Here is a 23413-nt window from a genome sequence, read left to right as displayed (position 1 = left end):
GAAAAATAGCGGATAAAATTAGCTTCATACGAGCTTGTCATCTGATATGTCTGACAAAAAATTGTGTAATAGGCTATAAAGATGTGTAAAATATTCGGCTGTTGTTAGTGTTGAAGTTCTGATGCTATCTCGAAGTTCTGATGCTGTATAATAGTGGCGGTACGCGAAGTATCTCTACTGTGTTGTTATTGTAGAAAAGCCAGATCATAGACAAGATGTTAAGCTCAAGTCTTAAACTAAGATTTGAGCGGATAATTTAATTAATAAGATAAAAGCTCAATTTGATCTTTTAAATCAGTTATTAAAAATAGAAAATTAATAAATATGCGAAAAAAGCATCATTAATTGCCAGTAATACCAGTAATAAAGTAACAGGCTGTAGCTATTATACTTACTGACTATTTTGACTATTAATGTGGCTTTATCCGTTAATATAACAATTAGCTACGGAAATAAGAGAGGTTACAGCCAATTGTCTCCGTTGCCAGCAATCAAAATTATGTCGTTGAAGCCAGTGATCCTATGACTCTGTTAGCCTTTGGTATTAACCACAAAACAGCGCCTGTATCGTTGCGTGAGAAAGTCACCTTCGGTCCAGATAAAATTGATCATGCGCTTGATGATCTGCTCCAGCAACCTGAGGTTAGCGGGGGCGTTGTGCTGTCTACGTGTAATAGAACTGAGCTGTATTTGAGTGTTGCAGCTCAAGATAAAGCCCATGAACAACTGATTAGCTGGTTGTGTCGCTATCACAATATTCAGCCCAACGATCTAAAGTCTAGTATCTACTGGCATCAGGGTAATGACGCGGTCAGTCATTTGATGCGAGTCGCTAGTGGACTTGACTCATTAGTGCTCGGCGAGCCACAGATTTTAGGGCAAGTTAAAAAAGCTTTTGCGCTTTCACAGCATAACCATGCGCTATCTAGTGATTTAGAGCGTTTATTTCAAAAATCTTTCTCGGTGGCTAAACGTGTACGTACCGAAACTAAAATTGGCGCCAATGCAGTCTCGGTAGCATTTGCTGCTTGTACGTTAGCACGCCAGATTTTTGAATCGCTTAATCACTTAAATATTTTGCTGGTGGGAGCCGGTGAAACTATAGAGTTAGTTGCTCGTCATCTGCGTGAGCATGGAGTAAAACGGATGATGATCGCTAACCGTACTCGTGAACGTGCTCAAGCTCTAGCCGATGAAGTTAACGCCGATGTTATCTCGCTTGCTGATATTGATACTCGTCTATCAGAAGCAGATATTGTGATTAGTTCGACCGCCAGTCCGTTACCGATTATGGGTAAGGGCATGGTTGAGCGCGCAATGAAAGCTCGACGTAATAAGCCTATGTTATTGATTGATATCGCTGTTCCTCGAGATATTGAACAAGATGTCAATAAGCTTCGCGATGTGTACCTGTATACTGTTGATGATTTAGAAACAATTATTCAGCAGAATTTAGAGCACCGTAAAGCCGCGGCGATTGAGGCCGAATATATTGTGGCTCAAGAAAGCCGTCATTTTATGGATTGGTTGCGCTCGCAAGCCGCGGTATCGACAATCCGCGATTATCGTGCTCAAGCTGAGCAGGTTCGTGCACAGATGACAGAAAAAGCGTTAGCCGCTATCCACCAAGGTGCTGATGTTGAACAGACTATCAAGCAGTTAACTCAACAGTTAACCAATCGTCTGATCCACGCACCGACAAAATCACTTCAGCAGGCCGCCGGAGAAGGAGATCTGGAGCGTCTTAACCTACTCAAGGGCAGCCTAGGGCTGGATCATCAATAATCACTTTTTAATCATAGGTCTAATATAACCAATGAAGCCCTCTATTGTCGCGAAACTGGAAGCATTACAGGAACGCTATGAAGAAATTCAAGCGCACTTGTCTGATGCTGGTGTTATTTCTGATCAAGATCGTTTCCGTGCCTTATCCAAAGAGTACGCCCAACTTGGCGATGTCGCCAAATGTTTCCAAGCGTGGACTGGCGTACAGGAAGATATCGAAACAGCAGAAATGCTGCTCGATGATCCTGAAATGAAAGAGATGGCTCAAGAAGAATTAAAAGATGCCAAAGCACGTAATGAAGAATTAGAACAACAGCTGCAATTATTGCTGCTGCCTAAAGATCCCGACGATGAACGCAATTGCTTTATTGAAATTAGAGCCGGCGCAGGTGGGGATGAAGCCGCTATTTTTGCCGGTGATTTATTCCGTATGTACAGCCGTTATGCCGAATCTAAACGCTGGCGTATTGAGCTAATGAATGCTAACGACGGTGAACACGGTGGATTTAAAGAAGTGGTGGCCAAAATATCTGGCGATCATGTTTACGGTCGGTTGAAATTTGAGTCTGGCGGACATCGTGTTCAACGGGTACCAGAAACGGAATCACAAGGGCGCATTCATACTTCAGCGTGTACTGTGGCTGTATTGCCAGAATTACCAGATGCTGAATTACCTGAAATTAGCCCAGCAGATTTGCGTATCGATACTTTCCGTTCATCAGGCGCCGGCGGTCAGCACGTTAATACTACCGATTCAGCGATTCGTATTACCCATTTACCGACCGGTATTGTGGTGGAATGTCAGGATGAGCGTTCACAGCATAAAAATAAAGCCAAAGCGATGTCTGTGCTGGGGGCGCGTATTCGCCAAGCAGAATTACAAAAACGCCAAGAAGCCGAAGCCTCAGAACGCCGTAATTTATTGGGTTCAGGCGACCGTTCAGACCGTATTCGAACCTATAACTTCCCACAGGGACGAGTCACTGATCACCGGATTAATCTGACTATCTATCGCTTAGATGATGTGATGGAAGGTAAAATTGATGAGTTAATTCAGCCGATTATCAACGAATACCAAGCTGATCAGCTGTCTGCATTATCAGAGCAAGATTAATGGATTTTCGCCAGTGGTTACAGCAGGCGACCGCGCGTTTGGTCGCCAGTGACAGCCCAAAACGGGATGCTGAAATTTTGTTAGGCTATGCCACGGGGCGTAGCCGAACCTTTATTGTCGCGTTTGATGAAACTCAGCTATCGACGGATGAACGGGCTAAACTTGAGATATTATTGACGCGTCGACAGCAGGGCGAGCCGATAGCCTATATTGTGGGTCAACGCGAGTTTTGGTCATTACCTTTGCAAGTTTCACCGGCGACATTAATCCCTCGTCCGGACACTGAATGCTTAGTTGAACAGGCATTGATGCGCTTGCCTGCCGAGGGTACCGGCAATATTCTAGATTTAGGGACAGGAACTGGAGCAATTGCATTGGCGATTGCATCGGAACGCCCAGGTTATCAAGTGGTTGGTGTAGATATTAATCCTGATGCTGTTGAACTGGCATTATTAAATCAACATCAATTGCAGATTAAGAACACGAAATTTATTCAGAGTCATTGGTTTTCTTCACTTTCTTCCACTCAATTTGATATGATTGTTAGTAATCCTCCGTATATCGATAAAGAAGACGAGCATCTGCAGCAAGGGGATGTTCGATTTGAACCGTTAACTGCCTTAGTGGCCGATTTACAGGGATTATCTGATTTAGCGTGGATTATCGACCATGCGAGTGATTATTTGGTGAATAAAGGTTGGTTACTGCTGGAACATGGCTGGCAACAGGGCGAACAAGTAAGACAGCTTTTTAGCCAGCATGGTTATCACCGTATCGCCACCTGTCAGGATTATGGTCTCCGCGATAGAGTATCTGTAGGTCAATGGAAGAGTGATGAAAAGCATAGCTGATTTAGAATTTAGTACAGTATCTTTATGTGAAGGTATTATTTGGGTATCACAGATGATCCGCGCTGATTTTCCTGTCGCTCGGGTACAAACTCAACTTGATGAACTGGTTGAGCTAGCTAAAGCATCCTTATCACCAACTGCCGATTATGAGCAGAAAATCCAGCAGCTGATCGATCTATTTTATCACGATGGGCTATTTGGCAGTGTCTCAGGAATTTATACGTTGTCTGACGTATTGTGGTTAGACAACGTATTAAATTCGAAACAGGGCATGCCTGCGTCATTAGGCGTGATTTTCTTGTATATTGCTCAACAGCTCAATTTACCCATTAAGCCAGTTATTTTCCCGACTCAACTTATTTTGTTGGTGGTGCGTAAAGATAATAGCGATTGGTATATTAACCCACAAAATGGTGAAACTTTAACCCGGTCATTATTAAATAATTGGTTAAAAGGCAGTATGGGACCGTTGGTTCAAGTGGCTGATTATCCGCTAGAACAGGCTGAGCATCGATTAATTATTCGTCAATTGTTCGACACCATGAAAGCGGCGCTGATGGAAGAGAAAAAAATGGAAATGGCGCTGAAGGTATGTGAAACATTACTTCTTTTGGAGCCGGAAGAACCGTATGAAATTAGAGATCGCGGCTTAATTCTGGCTCATCTCGATTGTGATCATGCGGCATTGCCCGATTTAACTTATTTTGTAGAACACTGCCCAGAAGATCCGATTGCTGAAATGATTAAAATTCAGATTTATTCGTTAAACGATCAACCCGTAGTACTGCACTGATCGAATTTTATTACGCAATTCTTATAAGACAATCCTTGTCCTGACATAAAGGTAAAAATATGCAACAGAAAGTGGTTAGTATTGGTGATATTAACGTCGCAAACAATTTGCCGTTTGTTCTGTTTGGCGGAATGAATGTTCTCGAATCCCGTGATATGGCAATGCAAGTCTGTGAACATTATGTCACTATTACTGAGAAACTAGGCATTCCTTATGTGTTTAAGGCGTCATTTGATAAAGCTAACCGTTCATCAATTCACTCTTATCGTGGTCCAGGTTTAGAAGAAGGCCTTAAAATCTTCCAAGAATTAAAACAGACATTTGGGGTGAAAATCATTACCGACGTACACGAGGCTTATCAGGCACAGCCTGTGGCTGAAGTGGTGGATGTGATTCAATTACCTGCATTTTTAGCGCGCCAAACTGATTTAGTTGAGGCTATGGCAAAAACAGATGCGGTAATTAATATTAAAAAGCCTCAATTTATCAGCCCAGGACAAGTCGGTAATATTGTTGATAAATTCAAAGAGGGCGGTAATGAAAAGGTCATTCTGTGCGATCGTGGAGCAAATTTTGGCTACGATAATTTAGTGGTCGATATGTTAGGTTTTCACGTTATGATGCAATCATCCGGCGGTTGCCCGGTTATTTTTGACGTCACCCACTCTTTGCAATGTCGCGATCCATTTGGGGCAGCATCAGGCGGTCGTCGTGGACAAGTTGCTGAGTTGGCACGTGCCGGTATGGCGGTCGGTTTAGCGGGTTTATTCCTTGAAGCACATCCAGACCCAGATAATGCACGTTGCGACGGACCTTCTGCTTTACCATTAGCTAAACTTGAGCCTTTCTTGGCACAAATTAAAGCTATCGACGATTTAGTCAAAAATTTCCCAGAACTGGATACCGAACATTAATTTAGCCCATGCAGCTTAATCAAGTTGTAACCATGTTCGGCGCTGATCTCCAGCGCCGATATGGTGAAAAAATCTATAAAATCAATATCCACGCTGGCTTTAGTTGCCCAAATCGTGACGGCACTCTCGGGCGAGGAGGTTGTACATTTTGTAATGTTGCTTCTTTTTCCGATGAGAAGGCATCGTCTCGTACCATCAGTGAACAAATTGCCGGCCAGATAACTCGAATTGACCGTGCTCGGCGTTATTTAGCTTATTTTCAAGCTTATACCAATACCTACGCCGAAGTTTGCAGCTTAAAAACCCTGTATGAAGAAGCCTTACAGCATGCGGATATTGTAGGCTTGAGCGTAGGCACACGTCCCGATTGTGTACCGCCAGCGGTGATTGATCTGCTGTGTAATTATCGCGATCAGGGCTATGAAATTTGGTTAGAATTGGGATTACAAACTGCGAATGATAAGACCTTGCATCGAATTAATCGCGGCCATGATTTTGCCGCGTATCAGCAAACAACACGGTTAGCCCGTCAATTAGGTTTAAAAGTATGTACCCACTTAATCGCCGGTTTACCGGGCGAAAGTGCATCAGATAATCTACAAACTCTAGAGCGGGTACTTGAATGTGGCACCGATGGCATAAAACTGCATCCTTTGCATATTGTCGAGGGCAGCATTATGGCGAAAAGCTGGCGCAATGGACGTTTAGCCCCCTTGAGCCTTGAAGACTACACTGCAATAGCCGGCGAGATTATCCGTCATACCCCAACAGAAATTATCTATCATCGTATCTCCGCCAGTGCTAAACCGCCGACCTTATTAGCCCCACAATGGTGTGAAAACCATTGGTTAGGAATGAATGCGATTTATCAATATTTATTACAATACGGTGCTCAAGGTTCCGCGTTATAATATTTGATAGGCAATTTTTTTCTTACCTTTCATTTTTCTTAGCATAAAATCAATAAGATAGGCGATATTGAATTATTGGCAGAGTGCGATACTCTCAGTGAAATCGCGCAGCGTGGCGAGGGATAATTTGTTTGGCTTGATGATCCTGCCAATATTTATATTACCGGTAATAATGGTCAATTAAGCTTAAAAACGGGGCAGAATATCAACCTGATCGCTACAGATGTCGCTAATTTAGCTTTCGATAGCAGCCTCAGTGCTGGCGATAATATTAATCTTAATACTACACAGATAAAATGATCGTGGCTGAGACAATCTTACGGTTCAGGGACGCCAATTGAAGCTATCATATTAGAGACTAAGAATGATATCGAAGGAACCGTACGAGGTTGACCTTACCGGGCAGTATGGCGCATAAAGCGGCAGACCTTGTGATACCTTCGCACAGTCCATCATTGAAGATAAGTGGCTGATTCAAAATTTAAATTATTTTTTATAGCGACTATCTTTATTGTTAAATGTTTCAAAATTAAATCGGCAGAGAGTCGCGTAAATATTTTGAAGCGGGCTGATTTATCCTGCATTTAATAGCCTGCTATATAGTTCTAAGTACATTTCAATGGATTGATACCAGCCAATATTCTTTGCCATTGCATTTTTTTGTACTTGCTGCCATTGAGCCGGAGAGTCCCATAATATCAAGGCTCTATCAATAGCGGCTTTTAAATCTGTCGGGTCACTTTCGTAAAACACAAAACCGGTAGATGTTCCTTGTTTAATCGCTTCTAATGAGCAATCTTTAACTGTATCGGCGAGTCCGCCAGTGTGGCGTACGAGGGGCAAAGTACCATAGCGTAATGCATAAAGTTGAGTTAATCCGCAGGGTTCAAAGCGGCTTGGAACCATTAACACATCGGCACCAGCAATAATTTGATGGGATAATGGCTCATCAAAACCGATAAGTGCACGGATTTGATCGGGATATTGTGATTGAGCATGGCGACAAGCATTCTCAATATCTTTATCTCCATGACCCAGAAGAATAAATTGACTGCCAGAATCAAGTAAGTTGGGTAAAACATCAAAAATTAAATCTAAGCCTTTTTGGTGGGTCATACGGCTTACCACAGCGAATAATGGGCGCTCAGTTTGTTGATGTAAATTGAATGATTTTTGTAATGCGAGTTTATTTTTAACTTTCTTTTTTAAACTGCATTGATTGTATTTTTGGACAATTAATTCATCGCTATCTGGTGCCCATACCTCGGTATCTATCCCATTTAAAATACCACTAAGGCGTTGTTCTTTATTCAGTTGATTTAATAACCCCTCTAAACCATAAGCATATTCAGGATGTAAAATTTCTTTGGCGTAGGTCGGGCTTACGGCATTAGTATGATTAGCATAAAATAAACCGGCTTTCATAAAGGAGAGCTGGCCATAAAACTCCATTCCCTCAACATTATAAAATTCAGGCGGTAACCACAGTTCATCCATATGATGAGGTGCAAATAGTCCTTGATAAGCGATGTTGTGTATGGTGAATATACAGCGAGCCGGATAATTATAAGCGGCTAAATAAGCACAAGTTAAAGCTGCGTGCCAATCGTGAGCGTGAATAACCTCGGCTTTCCAGAGTGAGTCACCGCCTCTGGCAAGCTCTGCGGCCACAAAACCCAACAAGCCAAAGCGCAGATAGTTGTCTTGATAGGCATTATGATGCTCATCATGATATGGGCTGCCTTCGCGTTGATAAAGATGTGGGGCATCAATGATATACAGCGGGGAATTTTGGTATTGGTCATAATAGAGTGTAATTTTACCGGCGAAAGTATTTAGTGTAGTGACTTTTTGTTTATCAGTAACCTGATTCATTACCGCAGGATATCCGGGCAACAAAGCCCGCGCATCAACACCATGCTGCCTCTGTGCTGGGAGCAATGCGGCGACAACGTCTGCTAACCCCCCGGTTTTTATTAAAGGAAAAAACTCTGCACAAACATGTAATACGTTCATTTTTATGCCTCACTCCTTTGTGGTTGGCTATGCGCTTGTAACGATAATTTAAGATTAAGGTACAGTGTTGATAATGGCGGGAGAGTTAGCTCAATTGAGTTATTACAGCCGTGAGATTTGATAGGCTGGCTGTAAATAGTTGTGCCGCTGTGGATATCATCCCCGCCATAAATAGACGCATTACTGTTTAGAAGAATTTGATATTCCCCGGCCACTTTGACGCCAATACGGTAATGCGTACGGATTACTGGCGTAAAATGGCTCACAATTAATAATGGATCACCATTCGAGGCGTAACGAATAAAAGCAAATACTGAATTATCGTTATCATCAACGATAAGCCATTCAAAGCTATGCGGATTATGATCGTTATCGTACAGTGCTGGTGTATTGCGATACGTGAAATTGAGGTCTTTAACCAAACGTTGTACACCCGCATGCGGGCTAGTTGGCTGCTCCACTAATGCCCAGTCCAATTCTCCGTCATGATCCCATTCTCGCCATTGAGCGATTTCACCGCCCATAAAAAGCAGTTTTTTACCGGGATGCGCCCACATAAAGCCATAATAGGCGCGTAGAGTGGCAAATTTTTGCTCGGGAGAGCCGGACATTTTGTGCAGTAACGAGCCTTTTCCATGGACGACTTCATCGTGAGATAAAGGTAAAATATAATTTTCGCTCCATGCATACATTACGCTAAAAGTCAGTTTATTATGATGAAACTTACGAATAAGAGGGTTAAGTTGCAGGTAATCTAGCGTATCGTGCATCCATCCCATATTCCATTTATAGTTAAAACCTAATCCTCCGACAGAGGGCGGAAGAGTGACGCCGGTAAAATCGGTTGATTCTTCAGCAGATAGTAATATATCGGGCTGTATTTTATGCAGTTGCTGATTGATATTTTGCAGCAAAGAGACGGCTTCAAGATTAATATTGCCGCCATATTCATTAGCGATCCATTCACCGTCAGGTCGGCTATAGTTACGATAAATCATGGAAGCAACAGCATCAACTCGCAGCCCATCGAAGCCAAAACGTTCAATCCAGTAAACTGCATTATCGGCTAAGAATTGGCGTACCTCGGGGCTGCGATAGTCATAAACTAGGGTATTCCAATCACGATGACGACCTTCTTTCGGATCGGCATATTCATATAATGGCGTTCCATCAAAGTTTGCTAACCCACTGGGATCAGAGGGAAAATGACCAGGAACCCAATCAAGGATCACATGAATACCTTGTCGATGTGCTTCATTAATAAAAAAGATTAAATCTTGCGGTGAGCCATAACGACGAGTAGGGGAATAAATATTTAAAGGTTGATAGCCCCAAGAACCATCGAATGGATGTTCACTAATAGGCAATATTTCTACATGGGTAAACCCCATGTGTTTTACATAAGGAAGCAGTGTTTGTGCTAATTCGCGATAACTCAGCCAGTGATTATTATGGTGTGGGCGTCGCCATGAGCCAAGATGAACCTCATAAATAGAAATCGGTTGATTACGTTGATTCGCTTGGGTTGGTTGTTTTGTTGATTGATATTTTGGCGGAAGCGGTGAAACCACCGATGTGGTATCTGGGCGTAATTGACTGCAAAATGCGTAAGGGTCGGACTTTAATTGAATTTCACCGTTTGCATCGAGTATTTCATATTTATAGCGAGTTCCAGCGGGAATTGCAGGAAGAAAAATTTCCCAAATACCACTTTTAGGATGATAACGCATGGGATATCGACGACCATCCCAAAAATTAAAATCACCGACTACTGAAACACGTTGGGCATTAGGTGCCCAAAGACAAAAATGTGTTCCTACAATATCATCAAGCTGGCGTAAATGGGCGCCTAATATTTCAAATGAAAATATATTATTTCCAGTTTGATTTATTGTATCACTAAGTAATGTTCCAAATCGGTAGGGGTCTTCGATAATTTGCTGAGAATTTCCCCAGTTAATGTGCAAAATATAATTAAAGTTAGCATCTAAGTCGCGAGTATAACCGCAAAAAAAACCACGTTGATCTATACAAGATAATTGAAGTACGGGGGCTGCCGTTAACCTATCTAATACCGTTATTTGTTGAGCATTAGGAAGTAACACACGAAAATATATGACTTCTTTATGTCTATGCATGCCAAGAAATGAAAATGGATCGCGATAACTTCCGGAAAATAATTTATTAATAATTTTTTTTGAGTTTAATTTCGGCTCCATTGTTTCCCTGATCTCTCCTGGAATAAATATCTTAGATATTATTTATGTTTTTAGATGGCGATAGAAAGTATATTAAACTCAGACTATTTTCTTGTTGTGTATGATGATTTCTTTTTATATTTAAAACAAGCATAGATGATTATAATTACAAATAAAATGAAATGTTTTAATTAATTTATAAATAATGAGTTTAATTCCAAGTAAGTCATTTGGTGATAGTCATTATAAGTCTGCGGTTAAATTTTATTTAATTTACATTGTTTTTACTTTTATAAAGATATTTTGTGGTTATACTTTTTTATTAAAATGGAAGTTAAATTTATTATCAATTATTGATTGTAATTTATAGTAAATTATTTCGTTAATAAAAGAGAAAAAATTATTCGTTAAAACTGTTATTTTAGAGTATATCGGTATAAGCGAAAAAGTTTCTGGTAATTAATAAAAAATTTATGCTTAACGCTAAACACGAGGATTTATTTTTATGTCTTGCACACACTCTATTTCTGTAACAAAACCTCTGCCTTGCACAAATAAAACCTCGTGTGTGATAACTCTCTCAGAAGTGCCTACCACGCAACGAATTCTAGTTATTGATGTCGGTGGTACCCACATCAAACTATATGCTGAACCTAATACGCCGGCGATTGAGTTTGTATCTGGGCATACGATGACGCCGGAAAAATTCATTCAAGATGTTAATCAATATGTTAATCCGACTTTATTTGATGGTGTCAGTATTGGTTTTCCATCGCCTATTTCTGGTAATCGTATCTTAAAAGAGCCGGTAAATTTAGGTCCTGGCTGGGTTGATTTCGATTTAGCTGAAGCTTTTGCCTGTCCGATACGTTTAATCAATGATGCCGCAATGCAAGCCGTTGGTAGTTATCAAGGTGGGAGTATGTTGTTTTTAGGCCTAGGAACAGGATTGGGAAGTTCGTTGATAGTGAATCAGCAATTACAACCGATGGAAATTGCTCATCTTCCTTACCTTGAGCATGATTATGAATACTATGCCAGTGAGCATTATCGTGAGTCTGTTGGCGATGATGTTTGGCGCCAAAGTGTCCTGAGTATCATCGATATTTTTTATCAGGCGCTTATGCCGGACTATGTGGTGATCGGAGGCGGTAATATTCATCATTTCACCGAACTGCCTGAACATGTTCGCCGTGGCGATAACGACAAGGCGTTTCTGGGCGGGCTTAGAATTTGGGGGCAATAACCCATTGAGGGTGGAGTGTGCATATCTTATTGATTTTTAGGTGTTAACGGAGCTCAATGAGGGTTTAATTTTAGGTAAATAGCTGGATAACCAGGCCTACCTGATTGGTATAAAGTTGGAACACACGCAGCTGATACATAATCGATAATTATGCATTAGAGCAGTCAATGGTGTTCTCTCTTTGAATTGGAGAATACAAATGAGCGAACAACAAGCCCCCGGCGGGCCAGGAAGTACAGCAACGTGGACCAGTAGCGCTAAAGATATGGTTGGGACGGCAATAGGACAAGGCCGCGTGTGGTTTACTCTGGGTTATGGCATCTTAAATGAAGTTTATTGGCCCTCGTGCAGCACCCCGCAGATCCGTGATCTAGGTTTCATTATCGCAGGAGATGATTTTTGGTCAGAAGTCAAGCGTGTCCATCAGTATGAATTAACTACACCATCATCTTCTTTACCTCTGCCAAAAATTGTCCATCAGCATGAACGTTATCGTCTTGAACTTGAGATTATTACTGATCCTGCCCGTGACGTACTGTTAATAAAATACCAGCTTGAAGGCGAAGGGTTAAAGCTATACCCATTATTAGCTCCCCATTTAGCGGGAGATGGCGATAACAATTACGGCTCAATATCAGCACAAGGGTTAGTGGCGCATAAAAAAGACCATCATTTAATATTAGCGGCAAAAAATGGCTTTACTCGAGGGAGTGTTGGCTATGTTGGTTGCTCAGATGGATGGCAAGATTTTCATCAAAATGGTTGTATGCGCTGGGAATATCAGCAAGCTGGCCCCGGCAATATAGCTATGATGGGTGAGCTTAACTGTAATTCTGGAGTACTAGCGTTAGCTTTTTCAGACAGCGCACAAGGCGCGGCGACCTTAGCCCATAGCTCGTTGGCGGCAGGTTATCCAGAAGCACGGCGACAATATGCCTATTTATGGGCAGCATGGCATGAAACTGTCAATTTTCCGGGATTGGATAAATTGCCAAAAAGATTATCCGATGCAGTTCGTACTTCGATTGCTGTTATAAAAACCCATGAGGGACGTAATTTCCCGGGAGCGTTAGTGGCTAGTCTAAGTACTCCGTGGGGCGATACTCATAAAGACCCGGGGGGATATCATCTGGTATGGCCTCGAGATTCTGTCGAAGTTGGTTTTGCGATGTTGGCGTGTGGTTTAATCGCTGAAGTCCGTGCTTTAATGGCTTATTTAATTGCTATTCAGCAGCCAGATGGTCATTGGATGCAGAATAATTTTACTGATGGTCAACCTTATTGGCAGGGAATTCAATTAGATGAAGTAGCTTTGCCGGTACTATTTGCGGCAAAACTTCATGAACAAGGATTACTTGGCGAAATGCAAGGAGCCGCGATAAAAATGGCGCGTAAGGCGCTGTCATTTATTGCTCAATATGGTCCAGCCAGTCCACAAGATCGCTGGGAAGAAAACTCCGGTATTAATCCATTTACTTTGTCCGTTTCAATTGCAGCATTAGTGGCGGGGGCACAAGCGGGCTTTCTTGAGGACGGCGATAAGCAATACGCTCTTGATTTAGCTGATGATTGGAATGAGCGTTTAGAATCCTGGGTGTATGTAGCCAATACCCAACTTGATCGGGAGTTAGCTATTTCTGGTCACTATATCCGCTTAAATCCTAATTGCCATTCTGCGCGTTTTGGTGAGGTGATGTTGCGTAATCGCAATAATGAAACCATTAACACCCGAGCACTAATAGGGATGGAATATCTGTATTTAGTGCGCTTAGGGTTACGTAAAGCATCAGATAAGCGTATTCAAGATACCACTAAGCTGGTGGATAAATTACTGTGTGTTCAATTGCCTGCGGGTCCTTATTATTATCGTTATAATCAAGATGGTTATGGTGAGCATGATGATGGACGCGCATTTGATGGTAGCGGTGTTGGGCGATTATGGCCATTACTCAGTGGTGAACGTGGTTACTATGCCGCAGCGTGCAAAGAAGATATTCAGCCGTATTTGAACGCTATTTTAGCCTCTGCCAGTACGGGGGGAATGTTGCCTGAGCAAATTTGGGATAAGCCTAGCATCCCAGAGCGGGGATTAATTACCGGCAGACCTAGTGGCAGTGCGATGCCATTGATTTGGGCGCATGCAGAACTGATTAAACTTATTTATGTACAAAAAACCGGTGTGGCTATTGAGCAGTTAACATCGGTCAGTGGACGCTATCGCGATCAGCCACCGGTTGCCCGCGCGCGTCATTGGCGTGATAATTTATCTTGTGGCGCAGTACCTGTGAGTCATGAGCTTTGGATTGAGTCTCAAGAGCCTTTTGTTTTGCATTATGGCTATGATAATTGGCAGGATATTAAAGAACAAACCAGTCAACCCCTTGGTTTAGGGCTGTATGGTGTTATGGTGAATGTCAGTGGATTAGGTGGAAAAACGCTACAATTTACTCGTAGGTTTGATGGACGAGGCTGGGAAGGGCGTGATTGGCAGATTGATATAATAGCTTGATCCACGCGAGACTTAACTAAGCTGAGCATAGCCTTATATAATTTAAAGTACAGCCTGTATGTCCATACAATATTGTCTTCAATGCGATAGCGTTGCATCACAATATAGCTGGCATGAAATGTAGTCACCATGAGCGACAGTGTGTAACCCAATATAGCTATATTACCATTAACTTAATGCCCGAGTGGCGATGATATGCTTGTAATCTCACGCTTATCATTGCAATAACTTGGGCATTAATATTTTGGTTATTTCGCTAGTTAAACCGAGCATTACTGCCGTTATAGTGGCTAGCAGCATATTAATAGAGCTGCTAGCCACAGGGATTATTTTAATCCCAAGGTATTTAAGGCACTATCGACAGAGTTATGGAAACTGAGCACGTTCTCAATGGGGGTAACCCGAGCGCGAGCTAAGGTTTTTAATGGTTGGAATGGGATTTCACAGACTGCGATATGAGTATCTTTTTTTACTTCATCGATAAATTTCTGAAAAGCTTCTAATCCACCTGCATCTAGTACTGGAACGGCATCCCACTGCATGATAATGGTATCGCAACCGGCGCTTTTAAGCCTTAACTCCTCAAAAATACGCTCAGCGGCAGCAAAAAATAATGGGCCGTTAATCCGTACTACCAACAGTTTCTTCTCAGGATCCGTTTCGGCAAGTTCGCTGATACGTGTCATGTTAGCGATACGACGCATAAATAATAAAGAGGCTAGCACGATGCCGACAGTAATCGCAATCACCATATCGAATAATACGGTTAATGATAAGCAAATCAATAACACAATAATATCGTCTTTGGGGGCACGGCGCAGTAAATCGATCACTTTGGGCGCGGCGCTCATATTCCATGCGACTATTAGTAACAGAGCGGACATCGCGGCTAAGGGTAAATAAGATAGCAGCGGAGCCAAAATTAATAGAGTTAGTAGTACCAAGATAGAATGCACGATGGCGGAGACTGGCGAAGTCGCACCCGCACGAACATTAGCCGCAGAGCGGGCGATTGCGGCTGTTGCAGTGATCCCACCAAAAAATGGCGCCACAATATTGCCCAAACCTTGGCCGACTAACTCACTGTTTGAATGATGTTTTGTACCGGTCATGTTGTCCAGCACCACGGCACACAATAATGATTCTATTGCGCCCAATACCGCCATAGAAAAAGCCGCGGGCATTAATGCGGTGATGGTTGCCCAAGAGAGTGGTGCATTTCCCGGTAATTCCCACGGTAGGACAAACTGCGGCAGGATAGGTGGAATGCCTTGGCCTTGTGTCCCATCACTGAGAAAATAACTGTACTGAGAGCCAATGGTGGCAACAGGATGGTCAAAATAGGCCAAAATTGCCATGACTACCGTTCCCGCGACTAATGCAGGTAAGTGACCGGGTAACTTTAATCGCAGTTTGGGCCAGTAGATTAAAATTAATAAGGTGGTTAAACCGATCAGAGTATCGCTAAAGTGCAGTGTTGGCATTGATTGAGCCAAAGCGATAACTTTATCGACATAGTTTTCCGGAACATGTGCCATCTCTAAACCAAAGAAATCTTTGATTTGCATGGTGGCAATAGTGATAGCGATCCCGGAGGTGAATCCTAGCGTGACCGAGACCGGAATATATTCAATAAATTTACCAAAACGGGCAAAGCCCATTGCTAGCAAAATAATACCGGACATCAATGTCGCGATAAGTAAGCCACTCAGCCCATATTGTTGCGATACCGGATATAAAATCACCACAAATGCGGCGGTCGGCCCTGAAACGCTATAGCGTGAGCCGCCAGAAATCGCAATCACAATCCCAGCAATAGCCGCGGTATAGAGCCCGTATTGTGGCGGAACCCCACTGGCAATTGCCAGCGCCATCGCTAAAGGAATAGCAATGATCCCGACAGTAATCCCTGCAATAAGATCACGAATAAAACGAGCGAAAGAGTATTTTTCTTTCCAACAGGAATCAATTAATGCACTAAATGGACGTAAACTATTAATTTTTTTTGTATTCATTGTACCCCTACCAGAATAACAGGGTGGTTAAGAAAAGAGAGAAACGACAGGGATCATACGCCGTTTAATCGTCGAGAGGCTGTTATTTATCAAAAAAACTGCAGAATGTGGTTTATCTAATCCAATATAATTGCTAATGATTATAACATAATAACCGAGGGCAAATTAGGTTATAGCTTCGAGGATGTATAAGGAGAGAATGAACAGTGGTAGAGAAAGCATTTTAGCATGTAAAAAAGCCCAGATTTTCATCTGGGCTTTTTTATCGAAGATGGCGGTGAGGGAGGGATTCGAACCCTCGATACGTTTTCACGTATACACACTTTCCAGGCGTGCTCCTTAAGCCTCTCGGACACCTCACCAATTTTGGTCACAAATTATGTTACTCAGTTGGCGCTAATATGCGCTGTAACTCACTCTGCAACGGGGCGCTACTATAGGGAAAAGCACCTTCATCGTCAACTGAATATTTGATTTTTTTCTATTTTCTGCGGCTGTTTAAACAAATAAAAAACAATTTGTTGAAGAAAACGGCAATAGTGCCGCGATAAAACTTAAAAGTAGTTTAAAGCGCATTAAAAATGAGTATGACGAAAATAATGCGTTAGTGATGTGGCTATTATTAATGCCGAGCATTATTTCTAGTATTAACACAAAATTGTATAACGGAGAACATTTGTACGGAATAATACCAGAGGAAGATGGTTATTGATGAAAAAGTAGAGCCGGTCATTTGTCATAATACTAATAAGATATAGATCAAAATTCTAGCGTTGGCCCTGTAAATGGAGCCTGTAATTTAAATTATGAATTTTCCTACTCTAATGCGGTATCAATCAAAACTAAGAAGTTATGGGATTAATAGACGGATGGATATCTACTCAGGCTGATATCATAAAATGAATGAATCGCCTCAATATTATCAAGGCGATCCTATTTTATCGTACTATTTCAAAATAATTTATCCTGTGCTTATTTAGATTGGTTAGTTTAGATTAGCCAATCTAGCCGTTAAATTATTTTTTGCCGGATTAATGATTGTGTTTAAAATCAATAACCATACGGCCGGTAAATTTACCTTGTTCCATTTCTTCAAATATCGAGTTGATATCTTCCAGAGGACGCATTGTTACTTTAGGAACAACTTTGCCTTCTGCGGCAAATTGAAACGCTTCTTTTAGATCTTCACGTGTACCGACTAATGAACCTACCACTTCAATGCCGTCTAATACCAGACGTGGAATACTAAGATCCATAGTTTCAACAGGCAGGCCTACTGCGACAATTCGTCCAGCTGCGCGAACGCTGTTTACCGCTGAGTTAAAGGCAGATTTAGCCACCGCAGTCACTACCGCAGCATGAACACCGCCAATTTGTTGTTGAATAATTTCATCTACATTGTCTGTTTTTGGATTTAAAGTTAGGTCGGCACCCAACTCTTTAGCCAATTTAAGCTGACTATCATTAACATCGATAGCGATAACTTTGGCATTAAATACATTTTTGGCGTATTGCAGTGCAAGATTACCTAATCCACCTAAGCCGTAAACAGCTAGCCATTGACCCGGTTGAATTTCAGATTTTTTAATTGCTTTATAGGTTGTTACGCCAGCACAAGTGATACTACTTGCTGCTGCAGAATCTAATCCATCAGGCACTTTTACTGCGTAATCAGCGGTGACAATACATTCCTCAGCCATTGCCCCATCAATCGTATAGCCGGCATTTTTGACTTCGCGACAGAAAGTTTCATTGCCACTGTTGCAATATTCGCAGTGACCACAGCCTTGGAAAAACCATGCGACACTAGCTCTATCGCCAACTTTTAAAGAAGTTACACCTTCAGCAACGTCGGTAACTATACCGATGCCTTCATGCCCTAAGATTACACCGGTAACATCACCAAAATCTGCATTTTTTACATGCAGATCAGTATGACAAACACCACAACACTCCATTTTTAATAAGGCTTCGCCATATTTTAGTGGACGTAATTTTTTATTATTAATAATTTCAACGGTTTTATTTTTTCCAACAACAGCTGCTTTCATAGATTATTTCCATAAAATGTTTATAATTAATTTTTCTCTATCTATATATTAATTTAAATAATATATAATCCGAGTATAAGTCTATTTTTATTCGGAATAAAGTCATAATGATAATCTAATGATTTCATATGGATATACGGTTGATAATTAATCTATAGGCTTATAAATAATAATATTATTATTTATTAAATAACAGTAAATCCACTGTTTTTGTGTGTGTTCTGTACTCAAATTATATTTTTTACTGAGTATATCTTTTTACTTGTTAGCTAATCTCATATCTATTTTACTGTATATTTTTATCTAACGAGCTCAATTTATTAAGTTATTTTTATGAAATACTAATAACAGTGGGCATATCCATAATAGAGAGAACTAAAGAATGGGTAACAGTGGCTAATATTCCGCCTCTAGACTTCTTACGATGAGAAAAAATTAATCAAACTGCAACCTTTTGAGTTAAAAAGCGTTAACGAGTTAACAGTTTAGAGCTTAGCCTTAGCAGAGTAATTATATTTGCTTGAAACTGAGTTCTATTCAGAACAATCTATCTGTTAACCTAGGAGGAAGACCATGAATATTATCTTTTATCATCCATTTTTTGATGCAAATATTTGGATCGAGGGCATGAGAGAGCGATTACCTCAGGCTAACATACGTCAATGGTTGCCGGGAGATAATGCTCCGGCCGATTATGCCATGGTGTGGCTTCCTCCTTATGAAATGTTGGCTTCACGCAAGGATTTAAAAGGAATTTTTGCCTTAGGGGCTGGGGTTGATGCGATTATTAAACAAGAGCTTGACCATCCGGGAACTTTACCGGCAGGTGTTCCATTAATGCGGTTAGAAGATACTGGCATGGCGATTCAAATGGAAGAATATGCGCTGGCGAAGGTGTTATATTATTTTCGCCGTATGGATGAATATCGCCAACTACAATCCCAACGTGTTTGGAAACAACTGCTTGCTTATCGCCATGAAGATTTTATCATTGGCATTATGGGGGCAGGCGCGCTCGGTAGTGCGGTCGCTCGACGACTGGTTGATTTTGGTTTTATTGTTCGCACTTGGAGCCGGACGGAAAAACACTTTAACGAAGTGCAAAATTTTCATGGTAACGATCAGCTGAGTGGATTTTTATCTGGTAGCAAAGTCATTATTAATCTGTTACCGAGCACTCCCGAGACTGTAGGAATTCTGAATAGTCAATTATTTAATCAGTTACAATCGGGTGCATTTGTGATTAACCTAGCGCGTGGCGCGCATTTAGTTGAACAGGATCTCCTACAAGCACTGGATAGTGGGCAAGTTGCAGGGGCGTCGTTAGATGTGTTCACGCATGAGCCGCTGCCCCAAATGCATCCTTTCTGGACTCATCCACGGGTAGCGATGACCCCTCATATTGCGGCTTTTACCCGTCCAGATGAGGCGATGGATACTATTCAACAGAATATTGAACGGATTGAGAATAATCACCCCCCGCATGCCGTCGTGGATATGACACGCGGATATTGATAGTTGGTTGTTTTTCTTTACATTCAGGCGGTTAATTAGCGAGAATAGAGCAAACTTAATAAGGATAATACTATGAATGAATTTTCAATGGTTTGCCGTATTCTAGGCTCATTATTTCAGCGTGCCCCGGAAGATCAGGTGGTGAAACCACTGTTTGATATGATAGCTAATGGCAGCTTAAAAACGGCGTGGCCGCTCGAACAAGATGAACTTTGGGAGCGTATGCAGCCGCTGGCTGATATTTCGGCGCTGGATCAAGATTATCAGGCGCTATTTAATCCAGCGGATCCTGCGGTACCGTTTAGAGCCGTGGAGTATGATGTGCAGCCAGAAAGCGCAATTCGTGAGTTCTTAGTTGAGCGCGGCATGCCAATGACCAGCGAAGCCCCGATGGATACGTTTGGCGGGCTGTTATTGTCAGCATCTTGGTTGGAAGATCAAGCAGCAGAAGATGAAGTTGATGCGCAGATTCAGTTTTTTGAGTGTTTTATTCTGCCGTGGAGCAGTACTTTTTTAGGCAAAGTAGAAGCGCATGCCAAAACCAGTTTTTACCGCAATTTGGCGATTATGACTCGTGAAGCATTGGCGGAGCTGTATCAGGATTTGTCTGAAGATCTTACTAATGCTGAGTGACCCTGTCACTATTATCCATAAAATCATGCCAATAAAATAATATCGATAAAATAATTTAATCAAAAAAAACGGACCTAAGCATAGCTTAAGGCCCGTTTTAGCGTTTATCTATAGAATTTTTTTATCGTCAATAGCGGCGTTAGTCAATTACTCGACTAATGGGATAACTAATTTACCCGGTTTGACTTCTAAGCCTTTGGCCAATTTTTTGGCCGTAGCTTCTGCCGCGCTATTATCGGGGTTCAGCACATAAACAGGTTGCTGTTCAAAGAAGCTCTGCAGTGAACTATTGAGATACGGCAATACCGCCGAAATAGGTGCATCCATATTTTCAGGTGTCACTTTATAGCTGCTAATAGTTAAATCTTTCAAATAGATAGCACCTGTCGCTACGTCAAAGTAAGGGCGAGAGGTTAACGTTAATGACACTTGTGCGGTGGTTGAACCTAATAAGCTGTCTAGCGAAATTTTTGCTTGCCCGGTGAGGGCAATTTTATTGGGTTCAGTACGACCAATCTCGGTAGATAAATCAAATAATTGGATATCGGCATCAACCACGCCGGAAAGCCCAACTTGATGATTATAGTTCACATTTTTGGCTAAATAGTCATTAATCAGCCCTTCACTAATACCGAACTCTTTGAATTGGTTACAGCCAGTAAGTAGGGTGATCAAGCCAAAGGTTGCAGCCAGTAAGATATGTCTCATCGATACATGCTCCTTGTCATCTAATGAGTTAATTTTACACCATTAATTACCATTAAGCATGGTGGTTTCAATTTTCTTTTGGTTAAATTGGCGATGCAGCGCCCAGATGGTAATAAAACCAATGGCGCCTAATAAAAACCACGGTAAATGCGGCATATGGTATTGATGCCCAATATCATACAGCCAGCCTCCACCGGTATAGCCGACCGCACCGCCTAAGGCTAAACCTAAACGACTGAACCCCATGTAACTGCCGCGTGCCCGAGGATCAGCCAATGAAGCGCTCAAGGTTTCTCGAGCGGGTTCGGCAATAATCATCCCGAGATAAAACAGGCTAATTAATCCAAATAGTAGGGGCAAAGAGTGGGTCAGCCCGATGGGGAACATGCTGATACTCATCAAGAATAATCCAGCCATGACCCGCTGTTCAAGACGAAAATACTTTTCGCTCCAGCGCGCAATAGGATATAGCAGCGACAATGAAATTGTGGCTTCAATAGCATACATCCATTTGACGGCGGTGGGTGTACCGGCTAATTCATTGATAATAATTGGGAACATCAGCATGACTTGTACCGAAAGTATAAAATAACCCGCCAGCGTTATGACGTAATTGACAAAACGTTTATCGTGCAATACGCGGCTTAAGCCTTCTCGGATTGGGGTTTTGGCGGTGGAAATACGGTAAGCCGGTAATAGCCATGCATTAAATAGCGCTGCTAATATAAACACGGCGGCTCCGACCCAGCAAACATAATGAAAATCATATTGCAGTAGCCAACTGCCGATCAGTGCACCAATTACTGCGCCTGCGCTATCTTGCATTAATAGTAGTGAGTAAAAGCGTCCGCGTTCATGCGGACGAGTTAATTTGATCACCAGTGCGGTACGTGGTGGATCAAACAAAGTGCCACCAAGAGCGGATAGAATGCAAGAGAACCATAATATCCACGGTTCATTAGCCATAGCCATCACAGCAAAACCCGCAGCACGCATTAGCATACCGATAATAATCATCGGTTTAGCACCAAACCGGTCGGCGATTGCTCCACCGAAAATTCCCAGTCCTTGCTGAGTGAGTTGGCGCAGTCCTAGCGCGAATCCAACCACTAACGCGGGCCAACCAAGTTGTTCAACAAAATGAATTGAAATTAAGGGAAATACGACAAAAAAGCCGAGAACAACCAGCATATTATCAAATAATAAGAAGTATTTACCCAGACTTCTTGCTTGCGATACCTGTGCCATTACACACCATCAAAAAGAGCAAAAGTAGGAGGAGAGAGATCAATAATAATTGTTGAGAATATTATCAGCAGAATAGATACTAGATCATGATATTTTTTAATCGATACATCAGGTGCTTATCGATAATTTATTTTTATCAATCTCGTTAAAAATTGCAGATAATTGATGGCCTACAATACGGAAATTAATTTGTAGCTAGCCATAGCTAATGACTAAAATAAATCAATAATTCGGCGATTTTAGCTTATTTTTAAGGATGTTAAATGTTTGGTTATCGCAATGGGGCGCCAAAACCTCGCCTAGTAACGGACAGAATGGTAATTCGCTTAGCCTATGAACGGGATGCCTACCGTTTAGCTGATTATTATTGTGAAAATAAAGCGTTTTTAAAACCGTGGGAGCCGACGCGAGATAACTCACATTTCCAGCCTTCAGGTTGGCAAAATCGGTTGCATGTGATGACGGAACTGCATCGGCAAGGGAGCGCATTTCATTTTCTGTTATTAGCTCCTGATGAAGATCAAGTTATCGGGGTGATTAATTACAGCAATGTGCTGCGTGGAGCGTTTCAAGCGTGTTATGTGGGATATTCGATCGCCGAGAAATGGCAGGGACAAAAATTGATGTATGAAGCGGGGCAAGCGACTATTCGCTATATGCAGCAGCATCAAAAAATTCATCGCATCATGGCTAATTATATGCCACATAATATTCGCAGTGGCAATTTATTAACTAAGCTTGGTTTTGAACGCGAAGGCTATGCGAAACAATACCTACAAATTGACGGCGTTTGGCGTGACCATGTATTGACCGCATTAACTACGCGGACGCGATAACATCTGCAATTTTTCATTTATTTTTATTCAGGCTTATCTAGGCTCGCTCTCGATATAATAAGTGAATATA

The 23413-nt window shown here is 41.8% G+C and carries 17 protein-coding genes and 1 tRNA gene; 11 read left to right on the top strand and 7 right to left on the bottom strand.

Annotated features, from left to right (window positions below):
- The first annotated feature begins 522 nt into the window (after nt 1-522).
- Genes hemA through mnmL form a run of 6 tightly spaced genes read left to right on the top strand, consistent with a single transcriptional unit; the run spans nt 523 to nt 6368 of the window.
- A complete protein-coding gene (gene hemA / locus M992_RS10295; RefSeq protein WP_047255939.1) occupies nt 523-1785 on the top strand; it encodes a glutamyl-tRNA reductase in 1263 nt (420 codons plus the stop codon).
- A 31-nt stretch (nt 1786-1816) separates the two neighbouring features.
- Entirely contained in the window at nt 1817-2899 is a 1083-nt protein-coding gene (prfA, locus tag M992_RS10290; RefSeq protein WP_047255938.1) for a peptide chain release factor 1, read from the top strand.
- Nucleotides 2899-3750, top strand: coding sequence for a peptide chain release factor N(5)-glutamine methyltransferase (gene prmC / locus M992_RS10285; RefSeq protein ID WP_053908503.1), 852 nt, complete (start codon nt 2899-2901; stop codon nt 3748-3750). Before prfA ends, prmC begins: the two co-directional genes overlap by 1 nt.
- Nucleotides 3734-4543, top strand: coding sequence for a transglutaminase family protein (locus M992_RS10280; protein WP_053908501.1), 810 nt, complete (start codon nt 3734-3736; stop codon nt 4541-4543). Before prmC ends, M992_RS10280 begins: the two co-directional genes overlap by 17 nt.
- Before the next feature lie 59 nt (nt 4544-4602).
- Nucleotides 4603-5457 carry a 3-deoxy-8-phosphooctulonate synthase gene (gene kdsA, locus M992_RS10275; RefSeq protein ID WP_053908499.1) on the top strand — a complete coding sequence of 285 codons (855 nt, stop codon included), beginning with the start codon at nt 4603-4605 and terminating at the stop codon, nt 5455-5457.
- 8 nt (nt 5458-5465) lie between these two features.
- Nucleotides 5466-6368, top strand: a complete 903-nt coding sequence (gene mnmL, locus M992_RS10270) for a tRNA modification radical SAM protein MnmL/YtqA (RefSeq protein WP_053908497.1) — start codon at nt 5466-5468, stop codon at nt 6366-6368.
- A gap of 573 nt (nt 6369-6941) precedes the next feature.
- Here the strand turns inward: mnmL and glgA are convergent.
- Nucleotides 6942-8384 (bottom strand): glycogen synthase GlgA, encoded by a 1443-nt coding sequence (glgA, locus tag M992_RS10265; RefSeq protein WP_053908495.1) that lies wholly within the window; start codon nt 8382-8384, stop codon nt 6942-6944.
- 2 nt (nt 8385-8386) lie between these two features.
- On the bottom strand, nt 8387-10603 hold the full coding sequence (glgB, locus tag M992_RS10260) for a 1,4-alpha-glucan branching protein GlgB (protein ID WP_147638174.1): 2217 nt from the start codon (nt 10601-10603) through the stop codon (nt 8387-8389).
- 484 nt (nt 10604-11087) lie between these two features.
- On the opposite strand from glgB, the gene M992_RS10255 reads away from it, so the two are divergent.
- The gene (locus tag M992_RS10255) at nt 11088-11828 is read left to right on the top strand and encodes an ROK family protein (RefSeq protein WP_053908491.1); all 741 of its coding nucleotides are present in this window, start codon (nt 11088-11090) and stop codon (nt 11826-11828) included.
- A 199-nt stretch (nt 11829-12027) separates the two neighbouring features.
- Nucleotides 12028-14337 (top strand): glycoside hydrolase family 15 protein, encoded by a 2310-nt coding sequence (locus M992_RS10250; RefSeq protein WP_053908489.1) that lies wholly within the window; start codon nt 12028-12030, stop codon nt 14335-14337.
- A 326-nt stretch (nt 14338-14663) separates the two neighbouring features.
- On the opposite strand, the gene dauA is transcribed toward M992_RS10250, so the two are convergent.
- The 3 genes from dauA to adhP form a co-directional block, all read right to left on the bottom strand.
- Complete coding sequence (gene dauA / locus M992_RS10245) at nt 14664-16352, bottom strand: C4-dicarboxylic acid transporter DauA (protein ID WP_053908487.1); 1689 nt, start codon at nt 16350-16352, stop codon at nt 14664-14666.
- Between the two features lie 272 nt (nt 16353-16624).
- Nucleotides 16625-16714, bottom strand: a tRNA-Ser gene (locus M992_RS10240).
- Between the two features lie 669 nt (nt 16715-17383).
- A complete protein-coding gene (gene adhP, locus M992_RS10235; RefSeq protein ID WP_053908485.1) occupies nt 17384-18403 on the bottom strand; it encodes an alcohol dehydrogenase AdhP in 1020 nt (339 codons plus the stop codon).
- A gap of 573 nt (nt 18404-18976) precedes the next feature.
- Between adhP and ghrA the strand changes: the two genes are divergently transcribed.
- Nucleotides 18977-19918, top strand: coding sequence for a glyoxylate/hydroxypyruvate reductase GhrA (gene ghrA / locus M992_RS10230; RefSeq protein ID WP_053908483.1), 942 nt, complete (start codon nt 18977-18979; stop codon nt 19916-19918).
- A gap of 72 nt (nt 19919-19990) precedes the next feature.
- The gene (locus M992_RS10225) at nt 19991-20551 is read left to right on the top strand and encodes a TorD/DmsD family molecular chaperone (RefSeq protein WP_053908481.1); all 561 of its coding nucleotides are present in this window, start codon (nt 19991-19993) and stop codon (nt 20549-20551) included.
- Nucleotides 20552-20698: 147 nt separating this feature from the next.
- Here M992_RS10225 and M992_RS10220 read toward each other — a convergent pair whose 3' ends face one another.
- Both M992_RS10220 and mdtH read right to left on the bottom strand, forming a co-directional pair.
- Nucleotides 20699-21259: a lipoprotein gene (locus M992_RS10220; protein WP_053908480.1), complete on the bottom strand. Its 561-nt coding sequence runs from the start codon at nt 21257-21259 to the stop codon at nt 20699-20701.
- A 42-nt stretch (nt 21260-21301) separates the two neighbouring features.
- Nucleotides 21302-22507, bottom strand: coding sequence for a multidrug efflux MFS transporter MdtH (gene mdtH, locus M992_RS10215; protein WP_053908478.1), 1206 nt, complete (start codon nt 22505-22507; stop codon nt 21302-21304).
- Between the two features lie 263 nt (nt 22508-22770).
- On the opposite strand from mdtH, the gene rimJ reads away from it, so the two are divergent.
- Nucleotides 22771-23343: a ribosomal protein S5-alanine N-acetyltransferase gene (gene rimJ, locus M992_RS10210; protein WP_047256485.1), complete on the top strand. Its 573-nt coding sequence runs from the start codon at nt 22771-22773 to the stop codon at nt 23341-23343.
- The last annotated feature ends 70 nt before the right edge of the window (nt 23344-23413 follow it).

The sequence above is a fragment of the Moellerella wisconsensis ATCC 35017 genome, assembly GCF_001294465.1.
GTDB classification, from domain to species: Bacteria; Pseudomonadota; Gammaproteobacteria; order Enterobacterales; family Enterobacteriaceae; genus Moellerella; species Moellerella wisconsensis.
Note: the sequence above shows the minus strand (reverse complement) of the source record. Positions and strands in the feature narration are given on the sequence as shown.

Excerpts from the sequence above, each read along its gene's own strand:
- hemA (WP_047255939.1), top strand. The coding sequence starts at position 523 with ATGACTCTGTTAGCCTTTGGTATTAACCACAAAACAGCGCCTGTATCG.
- prfA (WP_047255938.1), top strand. The coding sequence starts at position 1,817 with ATGAAGCCCTCTATTGTCGCGAAACTGGAAGCATTACAGGAACGCTAT.
- prmC (WP_053908503.1), top strand. The coding sequence starts at position 2,899 with ATGGATTTTCGCCAGTGGTTACAGCAGGCGACCGCGCGTTTGGTCGCC.
- M992_RS10280 (WP_053908501.1), top strand. The coding sequence starts at position 3,734 with ATGAAAAGCATAGCTGATTTAGAATTTAGTACAGTATCTTTATGTGAA.
- kdsA (WP_053908499.1), top strand. The coding sequence starts at position 4,603 with ATGCAACAGAAAGTGGTTAGTATTGGTGATATTAACGTCGCAAACAAT.
- mnmL (WP_053908497.1), top strand. The coding sequence starts at position 5,466 with ATGCAGCTTAATCAAGTTGTAACCATGTTCGGCGCTGATCTCCAGCGC.
- glgA (WP_053908495.1), bottom strand. The coding sequence starts at position 8,384 with ATGAACGTATTACATGTTTGTGCAGAGTTTTTTCCTTTAATAAAAACC.
- glgB (WP_147638174.1), bottom strand. The coding sequence starts at position 10,603 with ATGGAGCCGAAATTAAACTCAAAAAAAATTATTAATAAATTATTTTCC.
- M992_RS10255 (WP_053908491.1), top strand. The coding sequence starts at position 11,088 with ATGTCTTGCACACACTCTATTTCTGTAACAAAACCTCTGCCTTGCACA.
- M992_RS10250 (WP_053908489.1), top strand. The coding sequence starts at position 12,028 with ATGAGCGAACAACAAGCCCCCGGCGGGCCAGGAAGTACAGCAACGTGG.
- dauA (WP_053908487.1), bottom strand. The coding sequence starts at position 16,352 with ATGAATACAAAAAAAATTAATAGTTTACGTCCATTTAGTGCATTAATT.
- adhP (WP_053908485.1), bottom strand. The coding sequence starts at position 18,403 with ATGAAAGCAGCTGTTGTTGGAAAAAATAAAACCGTTGAAATTATTAAT.
- ghrA (WP_053908483.1), top strand. The coding sequence starts at position 18,977 with ATGAATATTATCTTTTATCATCCATTTTTTGATGCAAATATTTGGATC.
- M992_RS10225 (WP_053908481.1), top strand. The coding sequence starts at position 19,991 with ATGAATGAATTTTCAATGGTTTGCCGTATTCTAGGCTCATTATTTCAG.
- M992_RS10220 (WP_053908480.1), bottom strand. The coding sequence starts at position 21,259 with ATGAGACATATCTTACTGGCTGCAACCTTTGGCTTGATCACCCTACTT.
- mdtH (WP_053908478.1), bottom strand. The coding sequence starts at position 22,507 with ATGGCACAGGTATCGCAAGCAAGAAGTCTGGGTAAATACTTCTTATTA.
- rimJ (WP_047256485.1), top strand. The coding sequence starts at position 22,771 with ATGTTTGGTTATCGCAATGGGGCGCCAAAACCTCGCCTAGTAACGGAC.